Here is a 12,935-nt window from a genome sequence, read left to right as displayed (position 1 = left end):
CCCTTCGCGCGTCCGCGCTGCCCGAACGTCGTGCCGGACGTATGCGGCGGCGGAGAGCGGGTCACCGGGCGGCTTCCGGTGGGGGCAGGTAGGGGTGGAAGTGGGCGGCGACGAGGTCCGTCACGGCCTCGGCGTCGCGGGTTCCGTCGACCTCGATCACGCGGATGCCGAGGCCGCGTGCGGAGCGGACCGCGTCGTCGGCGACGAGACGGTCCCGTTCGAGTCTGTTGCGCTGGGCCAGGACGGGATCGCTGACGGCGTGGCCGACGGCGGCCGCGCGGGCGAGGTCGCGCAGCTGCCGGTCGCGGAAGACCTGGGTGGGCACCATGACGACCATGCGCCGCGGCGCGTCCGCGATCGACGCGACCAGCTCGGGGCGCAGCCCCCACCCTTCGGCGAGGACGGGCCGCCCGGAGGTCAGCGCGCGCAGGTCGTCGAGGGCCCAGGCGAACCGGACCGGGAAGCCGGCCAGCGTTTCGGCGGCCATGGCCTCCGGCGTGGAGTTCACCCAGGTCAGGTCGGCGTCCGGACCGTCAGGCGGTTCGCCCAGGGCGATGCGACGGGCGATGCGCCGGTCATTGTGGGCGCGGGCGTCGTGGAAGTCGTAGTGGTAAGCGGTCAGCCCGTACCGGACGGCCAGGAGCCGCGCGACCGTGGACTTGCCGGCCCACTGCCCGCCGCCGATCCACAGGGCCTTGCCGAGCGTGCCGAACGGATCCCACACCCGGGTGTCGGTGTCGGTCTCGGTGTCGTTCGCGGCCACAGGTCCCCTTTCGACTCACCCCATGTGCCCGCTGGACGAGAACTCGAACCGCCCCGGCTCCCGTCCCGCGGCCTGTGCGGGGTGATCCGAGGCCGCGTCGTCCTTGCGCTGCTCAGGGCCAGGTCATGGCGAGCTGGGTGTGGGTCTTCGGGAACAGGCGGCCCGTGGACGGGGGTGCCACGGGAGCGTCGGGCGGGTGGAGGGTGAAGGCCGGTCCGGGGCCGGCTCGGTGGTCGCGGTCCCAGATGAGGATGTGGTCGTGGAGGGCTCGGGCGAGGGCGGCGGCGTCGTCGCCGTGGCCGTGGACGCCGAACTCCCAGCGGCCCGGACTCGTGTCGGCCGCCTCGGTGCGGCGGGAGGTGAGGTAGGCGAAGGACGTCGGGGTGATCAGGGCCGGGCAGTACCAGCGGGCGGCGGTCCGCACCAGGTCGCAGCCGCGGGCGGGGTCGTTGTGGATGAGCCCGAAGCGGTCGTCCTCGGTGAGGATCCACAGGTTGAGCGTGTCGAAGGGCTCGTCCCCCGCGACGGTCACGCCGGTCCACACCTCGGTGCGCGGCCCCTTCACCGCGGTGTCGAGCGTCGCGGGGTCGAGATCGGGCCCGTCTTCGATCGTGAGGGTCACCGCGCCGTCGGCGAGGGCCGCCTCGCGCGGCGGGTGCGCGCCGACGCCCTGCATGGAGACGAACCCGCACACGGTGGGATCGAGGCCGATGTGGCGGTCGCCGTCGCGGACGAAGGTGATCGACCGCGTCACCGCCTTGAACAGCAGCGGGACGACCAGCCGACCTCCGGGCGCCAGCAGCCGGAGCCAGGGCACGTCCCATGCGCCGACGGTGACGAGGACGGCGTCGAACGGCCCGAGACCGTCGGCGGCGTGCTCGGCGTCCCCGAGCAGCACCCGGACGTCGAAATACCCGGTCTCGGCGAGGAACCTGCTCGCGCGCTCGGTGACCCACGGATCGATGTCGACGGTCACCACCGACCCGCGCGGGCCGACGATCTCGGCGAGCAGAGCCGCGTTGTACCCGCCGCTCCCCACCTCCAGCACGCGCATCCCCGCCGCGACACCGGCCGCTTCGATCATCGCGGCCTGAAGCCAGGGCGCGCTGAGCGAACTGGTGCACCGCCCGTCCACATCGAACCGGGTACGCACCGCATCCCACACCGAATACGCGACCTCCGGCCCCACCTCAGGACAGAACCTCTCCCTCGGCACCGCCCCGAACGCCGCAGCGACCTCGGCCCGCTCGATGTAACCCTCGTCCTGCAACCGCGCGACCATCCGCGCCCGAAGCAGATCCAAGGACCCCCCGCGATCCCCACCCGTCATCACCCCACAACCCTACGCACCCACCCCCGCCAGTTCCCGAGTTCGACGATTCATCCCAAGAGCGAGAGCCGCCCCAAACCGCCCCGCCCCGATCACCCCTTGAAGCGCCCCACCCAAAGAAGCACTCAAGCGATTTCTCTCACCATTTCACCCATGGAACGACTTCCGGCCGCATACCACCCGTGGATATGAACTCCCTCAGCCCACGCCGCACCACGTCGAGCGGAATACCAGAGGACTCGGGAAACTCTGTCAGATGACCTTGAATGCAGTAGGTCGAACTCACCGAACCTGCGGAGACGAAATTTCCGTCGGCATCCATAAAGGAAAGGAGGCCGACCCCGAGCTCCCTGTCGACCCCGACCATGAGTTCATGATCTGGAGACCCGGACGCCAGATCCTCTCTCTCAAGAGAGTGGATCCGCGCAAGATTTTCATGCGCAGGACCCGCCAGAAGATCGTCGATCAGGGCGTCACCGTCATTCGGAACGTACAGATGAACGGGATTCTTATTGTGCCCGATCCGATAACGCGCTTCAGCACGCGGAACCATTTCCCCCCTTTGGTCCTGATGGCCTTGATTGACGTTTTCCGACGGGTGCCGGATCGGCGGTGCGGTGAATCCATCGCGCCGCGGTCCTCTTTTTTCGGGCTCGCTCGACACGCGCGCCATCAATCGTTCAGGCTCCTTGCTCAAGCCTGCGCGAACGTCATCGACTCGGGGTCAGGGTGGGGGGTCGGTGAGGGTGGGAGTGGTGAGGTAGTGCTGGAGGACGGGGGCTACGGCTTGGGTGAGGGTTTCGGCGGGGGTTTCGGCCAGGGCGGGGATGCCGATGATGTGGCGGGCCATGATGAGGCCGATCATCTGGGAGCCGGCCAGGGCGGCGCGCAGCTGGGCCTGCGGGACGTCGAGGTTCTCGGCGAGGGGGACGAGCAGGGCGCCGGAGATGCGTTCGCGCAGGATGCGGGCCGCGGCCTCCTCTGACGTGGTCGCGCGGACCAGGCCGGTGATCTTCAGCCGGTTGTCGGTGCACTCGATGCTGCGCAGAACGTGGTCGGCGGCCTGCTCACCGAGCATCTGAGCTGGCGCTGGACCCTGTACGTCAACCTGATCTTCGCCGCCCTCGCGCTCGCCGGCGGCCTGCTCCTGCTCCAGCGCGCCGGACGGGCGGCCAAGCCGACGCTCGACCTCCAGGGCACACTCCTGGTCTCGGCCGGACTGTTCTGCCTCGTCTACGGCTTCTCCAACGCCGACTCCCACGGCTGGGACGACGTCCTGACCTGGGGCTTCCTGACCGGCGGCGTGCTCCTCATCGCCGTGTTCGCCTTCTGGCAGACCCGCGCCGCCAACCCGCTGCTGCCCCTGCGCGTCCTACGCCACCGCGACCGCGCCGCCTCCTACTGGCGATCCTCATCGTCTCCTGCGGCATGTTCGGCATCTTCCTGTTCCTCACGTACTACCTCCAGGTCTCGCTCGGCTACAGCCCGGTCCGCACCGGCGTCGCGTTCCTGCCGATGATCGCCGGGCTCGTGGTGTCCGCGCAGATCGCCACGAACGTCACGGTCCCGCGCCTCGGGCCGCGCGCGGCGGTCCCCGTCGGCATGCTGATCGCGGCGGGCGGACTGGTCTGGCTCACCGGCATCGGCGTCGGCACCTCCTACAGCGGCCACGTCCTGCCGCAGCTCGTCGTCATCGGCCTGGGCCTCGGGCACGTCATGCCGCCGGCGATCGGGACCGCCACCGCGGGCGTCCTCGCCGCCGACGCGGGCGCGGCCTCCGCTACCGTGAACACCATGCAGCAGGTCGGCGGCTCCATCGGCACCGCCCTTCTCAACACGCTCGCCACCGGCGCGGCGACCGCCTACCTGGAAAGCCACGCGCCGGGCCCGCAGACGATCGCGCAGGCACAGCTCCAGAGTTTCACCACGGCCTTCTGGTGGTCGGCGGGCATCTTCGCCGCAGGCGCCCTCCTGACCGCGGTCCTCTACCAGGCGCGAAGCGCAAGCGCCCAGCCCGACAAGTCCACAGCCCTCCTCTGACCCGCCACGGCCCCGGTTCGGACGCCGCGAACCGCCCGAACCGGGCCCCTCACCCAGACGACGCCGCGAGCCCCGGCCGCACGAGCGGGAGACCCATGGCCGACGAGTCCACCCAGCCCGCCCCCGACCGCACCGCCCCTCCGGAGCCGCCGCCCGTCCGCAGGTGGGGGCGGCGCGTCGCCGTGGCGGCCGTCCTCGTCGTGTTCGGCGTCGAGCTGGCGCTGGGCTGGGCCTCGCTGACCGAGGCGCTCTCGCAGCTGCGCGCGCCCCACCCCGGATGGCTGGCCGCCGCCGTCGCCGCCGAGGTCGCCGCCATGGGCATGTACGCCCGCATGCAGCGCCGCCTGCTGCGCTCGGCCGGAGTGCGGGCTCCGCTCCGCGAACATGTCGCGCTCGCCTACGCGGCGCATTCTCTCAGCGCCACGCTGCCCGGTGGCCCCGCCTTCTCCACCCACTTCAACTTCCAGCAGATGCGCCGCTTCGGCGCGACCCCCGCCATCGCCTCCTGGTGCATCGCCCTGTCGGGGATCCTGTCGGCCTCGGCGCTCGCCGTCCTCACCACGGTCAGCGCGCTCGCCGCCCAGGGCGCCCCGCCCTGGACCAGCCTGGCCGGCCTCGCCGTCGCGGCCCTCGTCATCACCCTCGGCGTGCGGCACCTCACCCGGCACAGCGAAGCCGTGGAGTCGGCGATCCGCGCCGTCCTGGCCCGCCTCAACCGGCTCCGCCGCCGGCCGGCCACCCGCGGCCTCGCCTCCACCCGCTCCTTCATCGACCAGCTCCGCGCCGTCCACCTCGGCCCCCGGCACGCCCTCGCCGCCGCCGCCTACGCCCTGCTGAACTGGCTCCTGGACGCCGTCTGCCTCGGCCTGTGCTTCCACGCCGTCAGCGACACGCCCCTCGACACCGTCCAGATCCTCATCGCCTTCTGCGCGGGCATGGCCGCGGGCAGCATCACCATCGTGCCCGGCGGCCTCGGCATCATCGACAGCGCCCTCATCCTCGGCCTCATCACCGCCGGGATCACCACGCCCACCGCCATCGCCACCATCGTCCTCTACCGCCTCATCAGCTTCGCCTTCATCATCGGCATCGGCTGGCTCACCTGGCTCCTCATCCGCCGCCACCCCCTCGGCCACTCCCCTGTCCCCGAACAGCGCCCCGCGAGCGAATAGCCTCCGGCGTCCCCCGGGCCCTCCTCCGTTCGGCCGACGGACGGCACGGGACGGTCTTTCCCGCCGCCAACGCGAGCGTCACCGGCTCGCGATGGCGGGACACCTCGACGGCGACCACGACGAGATCGACCGCCACGCATCCGGCGAGGTCCCGGGCACTACCGAAACGGGGTACGTCGGGGCATATGCCGCGTCCGCCTGCGCCAAGGGGGTCACTGTCCGCGGCGGTAGCGCTCGTTCATGGCGAGGGCCTCTTGGAGCTGGTCCTCCAGGATGATGATGCGGCAGGCGGCCTCGATGGGGGTGCCCTGGTCGACGAGTTCACGGGCGCGCGCCGCCAGGCGCAACTGGTAGCGGGAGTAGCGGCGGTGACCGCCGCTGGAGCGCTGCGGCTCGATCAGCTTCGCCTCGCCCAGGCCCCGCAGGAAAGCCGGCTTGACGCCCAGCATCTCCGCGGCCCGGCCCATCGTGTAGGCGGGGTAATCGTCGTCATCGAACTTGCCGTCGATCTGTTCCGATGAATCCATTGCACCTTTTCCACGCGTCGAGGGCCCCGGCGATGTCCGCCGGGGCCCAGGGTTTACGGGTACTACACCATCCACCGGTGTGAACACCGGCTTACTTGTTCCGCGTGCGCCGGCCGGAAAGGACCGGTGTGCGGGGATCGCGAATGCGTGACCGAGAACCACCTTCCAATCCGATGGGACTGCGGTACCCGCCAGGTGAACAGCTACCTGAGTCGGGCGATCCGACGGCGTAAAACCCTTCCCTTCTCCTCTGATCCTTCACTTGCTGTTCATGCACTTGCTTTTACTGCGCTAGCCGTTACTGCACTTGCCTTTTCCCTATCGGCGACGCCCCCTGCCGGTGGCCCTCGCACTTCCGGCCACGGCAGGGGCGTCACGTCGTCGCAGAGCCCCTACTGCACAGGCCTGGCCCCGCGACGTACTGCCGTACTGCGATCCATGCTCCCGGCAGTTCGTCATCTCCCGGGTATCTCTGATCTCGTTCGTTCTTACAACAGGAACTCTACCCAGGCCGAGCGCCGATGTCTACTCCGGCGAAGACAGTTTTACTCTCAGAAGGAGTGGAGGCTGCCCGGAGCCGGTCCGGGTGTACTCCCGACCGGGGCCCGCCGCCACCGGCGCCTGCGCAGCGGCTTCGGCAGGTCCGACCAGGGCCTGGCCGCGCGCCGGCCCGTCCCGTTCGCCTTCCGGGGCGAGGGGTGGTACAGTTGTCGTCAGCTGTACTTTAGTTGTGGTTTCCATAGACTTTTTATGCGCTCCGCAGGCAATCTGGCTGGCGGCGGCGCATTTTTTGTTGGACAGGTTCATTCCTGGCGGAGCCATCTTCGGCAGCTGAGGAGCTCGTAAAGTGCGGGCTCCACGCACGCCTTCGGAGGGTATTTCACCTATGGCTACTGGCACCGTGAAGTGGTTCAACGCGGAAAAGGGCTTCGGTTTCATCGAGCAGGACGGCGGCGGCGCCGACGTCTTCGCCCACTACTCGAACATCGCCGCCCAGGGCTACCGTGAGCTGCAGGAAGGCCAGAAGGTCTCCTTCGACATCACGCAGGGCCAGAAGGGCCCGCAGGCCGCGAACATCGTTCCCGCCTGACCGCTTCACCTCCCGCGAGGGCTCGTATTCCCAGTGATTCGAGCCCTCGTGGGCTTTTCTGCTCCATACCTGGTTCGTACTTGGGTTCGCTTCCTCGATACGTGCCGATCCGAGGAAGGTCGTTCCCTTGACCCGTTCAGCCCAGCGCAGGTCCAATCGCTCCAGCGCCCCCCGCAAGACCCAGCCCGCGACTCGGCACAGCGAGTTCGCGATGCCGGCCAACATCGTGCCGGCGCTGCCGCCGGTCGAGGAGTTCGCCGCGATGGACATGGCGGCCCCTCTGCTGGCCACCCTCGCGGCGCAGGGCCTGACCGCGCCGTTCCCCATCCAGGCCGCGACACTGCCCAACGCGCTCGCCGGCCGCGACGTGCTCGGCCGGGGCCGCACCGGCTCCGGTAAGACCCTCGCCTTCGGGCTCGCCATGCTCTCCCGCATCTCCGGGAAGCGGGCCCGCTCCGGGCATCCGCTGGCCCTGGTGCTGGTGCCGACCCGCGAGCTCGCCCAGCAGGTCACCGACGCGCTCACCCCGTACGCCGACGCGGTGCGGATCCGCCTCACCACGGTCGTCGGCGGCATGTCCATCGGCAGGCAGGCCTCCTCGATCCAGCGCGGCTGCGAGGTCGTCATCGCGACCCCGGGCCGGCTCGCCGACCTGATCGACCGCGGTGCCGTGGCGCTCGACGAGGTCGGCATCACCGTGCTGGACGAGGCCGACCAGATGGCCGACATGGGCTTCCTGCCGCAGGTCACCCGGCTGCTCGACCAGGTCGAGCCCGGCGGGCAGCGGATGCTGTTCTCGGCCACCCTCGACCGCAACGTCGACCGGCTGGTCCGGCGGTTCCTCGACGACCCGGTCACCCACTCGGTCGACCCGTCGGCCGGCGCGGTCACGACGATGGAGCACCACCTGCTGCACGTCTCGGACGCGGGCAAGCTGGACGCCGCCGTCCACATCGCGGCCCGTGACGGCCGCACCATCATGTTCGTCGGCATGAAGCACGCCGCCGACCGTCTCACCAAGAAGCTGCTGTCCAGCGGCGTCCGGGCCGCGGCCCTGCACGGCGGCAAGTCCCAGCCGCAGCGCAACCGGACCCTTGAGCAGTTCCGCACGGGCGAGGTGACCGTGCTGGTCGCCACCAACGTGGCCGCCCGCGGCATCCACATCGACGGCCTCGACCTGGTCGTCAACGTCGACCCGCCGACCGACCACAAGGACTACCTGCACCGCGGCGGCCGCACCGCCCGGGCCGGCGAGTCCGGCACGGTCGTCACGCTGGTCCTGGCCGGCCAGCGCCGCGAGATGGACCAGATGATGCGCACCGCCGGCATCACCCCCGCCGAAGCCCGTGTGGCCGCGGGCGAGGCCCTCCTCACCCGCATCACCGGCGCCCAGGCCCCCTCCGGCATCCCGGTGGTCATCGCTCCCCCGGCCGAGCCCGCCCCGCGCCGCGCCGCCCAGGGCGGCGGCAACCGCCGCCGCGCCGGTTCCGGCTCTGGATCCGGCGTCGGCAAGCCCCGCCGCAGCGGCCACGGCCGCCCGCAGCGCACCGCCGCCTCCCGCTAGCCCCGGCCCGGTGTTCCCTCGCGGGAACACCGGGTCGAGCACTTCCCGGCACGCTGCCCGCGTCGCGGGCGGGCCGGTGGCCTGGCGATCGAGGAGGACGACTCCCGCCTGATCGTGGTCAGTGGCCTTGGAGGGTGTGGCGGGTGACGTCGGCGAGGTTGCGGAGGGTCTCCGCCAGGGTGGCGCGGCCGGTCGTCCAGGAGATCAGGCCCATGCCGAGGGTGGAGCCGATGGCGATGTGGGCGGGGCGGGCGACCTCTTCGGGGACGCCTTCCATGAGGGCGCGCATCACGTGGGCGTTCGCTTCGCCGATCTCCTGAAGGGTCTCGCTGACGTAGGGGTCGCTCGACGTCTCCAGGTGGACGGCCAGGCGCGCGAAGTTCGGGTTGCGCTGGAAGGCGCGCATCTCGCGTTCGACGAAGGCGAGGACCCGTTCGCAGGCGGTGGTCTCGGCCCGCTTCGGGCCGCGGCCGCTCATCTCGGCGATGACGCGGTCGGTGAGGCGGCCGTGCCAGTCGGCCCACGCCGCGGCCAGCAGGTGGTCCTTGGAGGAGAAGTAGCGGTAGGCGGTGCCGAGGGCGACGCCGGATCGCTCGGCGACCTCCCGCATCTGGAGGTTCTCCGGCCCGGTCTCCGAGACGATCTCGATGACGGTCTCGGTGAGCCTGGCTCGCCGGGCCAGCTGGTTCGGGGTCATCGTGGTGACCGGCGAGCGGAAGAAGTCGTGGCTCACGGGCCCAGTCTAGAGCAACCCGGTTTCACCTCACCAGAGACGCTGACGCCCTGGTCACGCGCCTCGGCGATCCCGCAGTTCATGAGGTCCGATCCACGATCGGAGACCGCCGCAGTCCTCACTCGGCCCGCTTTAGAGAACCCCATTTCACCCCTTCTGACCCCTGGAGCCCTCCCGCACAGGGGGGGGTGACGCCCCGCGTTCCCATCACCCCGATCAGTGACGACTTCGCGATGGTTTCCTGCTTTATCCGGCATATAACTCTTACCTCACGTTCCATTACAGAAGGTATAGATTTCGCGTCTAAGCGAGCCGGAGGGAAGCGGACGTGGTCGAGGTGCTTGTGGTGCCGGTTCGGCTGGACGCTCTGGTGCTGGCCTCCGAAACGACGGTCGCGGGGCCTCGGACGGACTTCGGTCGACTCCCCCACGCTCCGGACGGCAGACCGGACGCCAGTCCGAATTCTCCCTATTTGAGCGAAGAAGTAGTCGTTCCACCGTTTCAACACGGGGGCCGGCTGGCCGCGGGCACGCACCTGCACTGGACCCTCCCCGACGGACTGACCCGGCTCGTCCAGCGGAACGGGAGCACCTCGGTCCCGGTGGTGCCGAACCGATGGCTGGTCACCCGGACCCGGCGGGGACGGATCGACGCCCAGTGGGTGGTCGACAGCGACCTGCTCCACGACGGCGACGGCATCGCCTATCCGGTCGCCGCGCCGGACGCCGGCGGAGTCCCCTTCCGAAGGCTGGGGCGCAAGATGCCGCTGTCCCAGTGGCGGGAAGGAGGCGGAGACAGGCTCGCGGAACTGACCGCGGTCGGCTACGGGGAGCCCGCGTTCGCCGCCTACTACCCCGACTGCCGCAGCGTGTTCGGACTGCACGACCCCGCCGTCAAGGCGGTGCCGTCCCACGACCTCTCCTATGACGTCGTCGGGTGGTACGCCGATCCGGGGCAGGATCCGATGGCGGCCCGCACCGGCCCCGGGTGGCGGGACGCGATCGCCGAGGACCTGGGCTGGACCGTCCCCGCGGGCGCATCCCGGCCCACGCGCACCGTCTGCTCGGCGCGGCTCGTCTTCCGGCCTGCGGCGGACCCGACCAGGCCCCAGCTCAGAGGTGAGTCGGGAGTCTGCGTCGGCCTCAGCCCGACCGAGGCGCTGGCCGCCCACCTGGGCGACTCCCTCGCGGGCTCCGTGCTGCCCGGCGTCACCGCGGACGAGGTCGAGAACCTGCTGGAGGCCCTCGCGTTCGCCGGGGAGTTGGAGTCGCGCCCGCTGGACGCCGGGCCGGCGCTGGCCGCCGCGCGGCACGGCGCGGGCTTCCGCGCGGTCCCCTCGGGAACCCTGTGGACCGTCCGGCGCGCGGACCGCCCGGCGCCACCCGCCCTCCGCCAGCGGCGCGAGGCCCTGCGCCTGCCGCACGAGATCGGCGACCTGCTCGACGCGCTCAACGCCGCCCAGGAGGCGCGCGACCGGGCCGGGCACGAGGCGGAGTCGGGCCGCGAGCGACTCTTCCTGGACTGGCACAGGTACCTGACCTGCGCCTATCCGCCCGACACCGCCCGCGAGCCCTACCCCGACCCCGACGAGGTCCGCTTCTTCCTGGAGCGGGAGGTCGCCGCGCTCGCCGATCGCGCCGCGCGGACGGACTCCGGAGCCCTCGACGCGGCCCGCACCGCCCTGCTCGACGCCCTGAGGGTGTTCAACGCCGAGCGGGCCCATCCCGTCGCCGCCGACTTCGTCCTCGACCGGGTGGCGGCCCCCGGCCACCACGTCCCCGCCGAACCGGTGGTCCTGCTCACCGGCGACGCCGCGACGCCGAGCGACCGGCACGGCAGGGACGGCGCCGGCCATCCGGACGGGCTGCTGCGGTGCCGGATCACCGCGCTGCCGAACCTCGCCGACCTCAAGGCGCTGCGCGGGGCTGCGGTGGTCGGCGGTCCGGGCGACACCGTCTGGACGCACGCGCCGTGGCATCCGGTCCTGCTGGAGTGGGAGGCGGAGTTCTTCCCCGTCGGCAGGGACGGCGACGTGCGCGACTACGACCCGTCGTACGTCACCGCGAGCCACGTCCTCGGCGACGTCGATCTGGAGCCCCGGCACCAGGCCCCGGCCAAGGGGGCCAACGTCTACCGCGGCTCCACGGTGCTCGCGCCGGCCGCGCAACCGGTCCTCGCTGCGCGGGTGCTGCGCTACCTCGCGGGGCACGTTCCCGCGGAGTACGCCGAGGCCACCGGCGCCGCCCTGTCCCCCGAGGACTTCGTGAAGTCGCCAGGAGCGGCCCTCGCCTGGTACGCCGCGTACGGCGAGGACGCCCGGCTGCGCACTCTCGTCGCGATCCACGCCCACCTGAGCGAGCACGAGCGCGCCAACCTGGCCCAGGTGCTGGGCGGCTTCAACGACGCGCTGCTCATGCGCCGCCTCACCCGTCAGCTTCCCGTGGCCGACCCGCTCGGCTTCCCCTCGTCCCGGCGCTTCGCCGCGACGGTGGCGGCGGCGGTCGGCCGGGACGCCCGGCACAGCCCACAGCCCTTCGCGGACTTCAACCCGATCCGGGCGGGCTCGCTCCGCGTCCGGCGGCTGCGCATCATCGACAACTTCGGCGTGCCCCACGAGGTCGACACGGGCCGCGTCGTCACGTCCACCCGGCTGCGCGTGCCCGACCGAGCGGGCTGGGCCGCGCTCCCGCCGCGCCTCGCCCAGCCCGCCCGGCTGTCCTTCCGGTGGCTCGACGCCGACCACGACCAGCGCGAGATGAACGACGTCCCGGCGACCTCGCCCGTCTGCGGCTGGGTCGTGCCCGACGACCTCGACGGCGCGCTCACCTTCCACGCCGCGGACGGCAGGCCGCTCGGCGCCCTCGTCGCCGTCCCGGGAACCGGGCCCGCCCTCTGGCGGCCGGTGCCCGGCGGCGGGGCGCCCGCCGCGGAGGCCATCGCCCAGCCGCATCTGCGCGCCGTGGCCGTCGCGCTGCGCGACGCGGGCCGCGAACGCCTCGGCATGCTGCTCGCCGACCTCGACGTCCTCCTCGCCGGGGTCGAGCCCGCCGACCACCTCCAGGGCCCGCTGACCGCGACGGCCCTCGCGGTCGTCCGCGCCGAGATCGACCTCCAGCTCCGCGGCCTTCCCGCGGTCCACCAGGACTGGAACGTCTTCCGCGAGGACCTCGGCCGCGCCGAACGGGAGACCGCGGGCTTCACGCGCGTCCGCTTCCCCGTGCGCGTCGGCTCGGCGAGCCGTCTGGACGACGGCCTGGTCGCCTACTGGGCCGAGGACCCCGACGGCGGCCTCGGCGACGTCCGCCTCGTCGACGACACCGCGATGCCGGAGACAGCCTCGGTGGGGACGGCGGTGCTGGAGACCGCCTTCGACCTTCCACCCCTGCGGCTCACGATGCTGGTCGACCCGCGCGCTCCGGTCCATCTCACCAGCGGCATCCTGCCCGTGAAGGCGCTGCGCATCCCCGCCGCGCACTACCGCGACGCGCTGGCAGCCCTGCGGCCCCTCCACTTCGTCGCCCCGATCCTGGACGACGGCCCCGGCACCGCCGCGCTCCCGGTGCCCTCCGAGCCGGGCCGGGCCTGGACGTGGCGGGAGCGCGAACCGTCCGGCTGGAGCGCCCACGCCGTGGCCGGGGGTCCGCCCGCCTCGGCCTTCCCGACCGAGCCCACCCTGCGCGAGGGCTGGCTGACCCTCGACCCCGTCCCCGAGTGAG

11 protein-coding genes are annotated in these 12,935 nt (G+C 71.8%); 5 read left to right on the top strand and 6 right to left on the bottom strand.

What is annotated here, in order from left to right; translation table 11 throughout:
• Positions 1 to 61 precede the first annotated feature (61 nt).
• The 4 genes from ACYVOM_RS33140 to ACYVOM_RS33125 form a co-directional block, all read right to left on the bottom strand.
• Positions 62 to 763 (bottom strand): hypothetical protein, encoded by a 702-nt coding sequence (locus tag ACYVOM_RS33140; protein ID WP_460307508.1) that lies wholly within the window; start codon positions 761 to 763, stop codon positions 62 to 64.
• 112 nt (positions 764 to 875) lie between these two features.
• Positions 876 to 2,066 carry a methyltransferase, FxLD system gene (fxlM, locus tag ACYVOM_RS33135; protein WP_460307507.1) on the bottom strand — a complete coding sequence of 397 codons (1,191 nt, stop codon included), beginning with the start codon at positions 2,064 to 2,066 and terminating at the stop codon, positions 876 to 878.
• A gap of 166 nt (positions 2,067 to 2,232) precedes the next feature.
• The gene (locus ACYVOM_RS33130) at positions 2,233 to 2,766 is read right to left on the bottom strand and encodes an Imm1 family immunity protein (RefSeq protein WP_460307506.1); all 534 of its coding nucleotides are present in this window, start codon (positions 2,764 to 2,766) and stop codon (positions 2,233 to 2,235) included.
• A 51-nt stretch (positions 2,767 to 2,817) separates the two neighbouring features.
• The gene (locus ACYVOM_RS33125; protein ID WP_460307505.1) at positions 2,818 to 3,171 is read right to left on the bottom strand and encodes a TetR/AcrR family transcriptional regulator; all 354 of its coding nucleotides are present in this window, start codon (positions 3,169 to 3,171) and stop codon (positions 2,818 to 2,820) included.
• 5 nt (positions 3,172 to 3,176) lie between these two features.
• Between ACYVOM_RS33125 and ACYVOM_RS33120 the strand changes: the two genes are divergently transcribed.
• Together ACYVOM_RS33120 and ACYVOM_RS33115 are read left to right on the top strand one after the other, a co-directional pair.
• A complete protein-coding gene (locus tag ACYVOM_RS33120) occupies positions 3,177 to 4,133 on the top strand; it encodes an MFS transporter (RefSeq protein ID WP_460307571.1) in 957 nt (318 codons plus the stop codon).
• A 95-nt stretch (positions 4,134 to 4,228) separates the two neighbouring features.
• Positions 4,229 to 5,305: a lysylphosphatidylglycerol synthase transmembrane domain-containing protein gene (locus tag ACYVOM_RS33115; protein ID WP_460307504.1), complete on the top strand. Its 1,077-nt coding sequence runs from the start codon at positions 4,229 to 4,231 to the stop codon at positions 5,303 to 5,305.
• Positions 5,306 to 5,517: 212 nt separating this feature from the next.
• Here ACYVOM_RS33115 and ACYVOM_RS33110 read toward each other — a convergent pair whose 3' ends face one another.
• Positions 5,518 to 5,832 carry a MerR family transcriptional regulator gene (locus ACYVOM_RS33110; RefSeq protein WP_460307503.1) on the bottom strand — a complete coding sequence of 105 codons (315 nt, stop codon included), beginning with the start codon at positions 5,830 to 5,832 and terminating at the stop codon, positions 5,518 to 5,520.
• Between the two features lie 886 nt (positions 5,833 to 6,718).
• Here ACYVOM_RS33110 and ACYVOM_RS33105 point away from each other — a divergent pair.
• Positions 6,719 to 6,922 carry a cold-shock protein gene (locus tag ACYVOM_RS33105; RefSeq protein ID WP_460307502.1) on the top strand — a complete coding sequence of 68 codons (204 nt, stop codon included), beginning with the start codon at positions 6,719 to 6,721 and terminating at the stop codon, positions 6,920 to 6,922.
• Between the two features lie 127 nt (positions 6,923 to 7,049).
• Complete coding sequence (locus ACYVOM_RS33100; protein ID WP_460307501.1) at positions 7,050 to 8,486, top strand: DEAD/DEAH box helicase; 1,437 nt, start codon at positions 7,050 to 7,052, stop codon at positions 8,484 to 8,486.
• A 118-nt stretch (positions 8,487 to 8,604) separates the two neighbouring features.
• On the opposite strand, the gene ACYVOM_RS33095 is transcribed toward ACYVOM_RS33100, so the two are convergent.
• The gene (locus ACYVOM_RS33095; protein WP_460307500.1) at positions 8,605 to 9,219 is read right to left on the bottom strand and encodes a TetR family transcriptional regulator; all 615 of its coding nucleotides are present in this window, start codon (positions 9,217 to 9,219) and stop codon (positions 8,605 to 8,607) included.
• A 472-nt stretch (positions 9,220 to 9,691) separates the two neighbouring features.
• Between ACYVOM_RS33095 and ACYVOM_RS33090 the strand changes: the two genes are divergently transcribed.
• Positions 9,692 to 12,934, top strand: coding sequence for a hypothetical protein (locus ACYVOM_RS33090; protein ID WP_460307499.1), 3,243 nt, complete (start codon positions 9,692 to 9,694; stop codon positions 12,932 to 12,934).
• Position 12,935 lies beyond the last annotated feature (1 nt).

It is taken from the genome of Actinocorallia aurea, from assembly GCF_054783995.1.
This window is presented reverse-complemented; position numbering and strand designations above follow the sequence as displayed.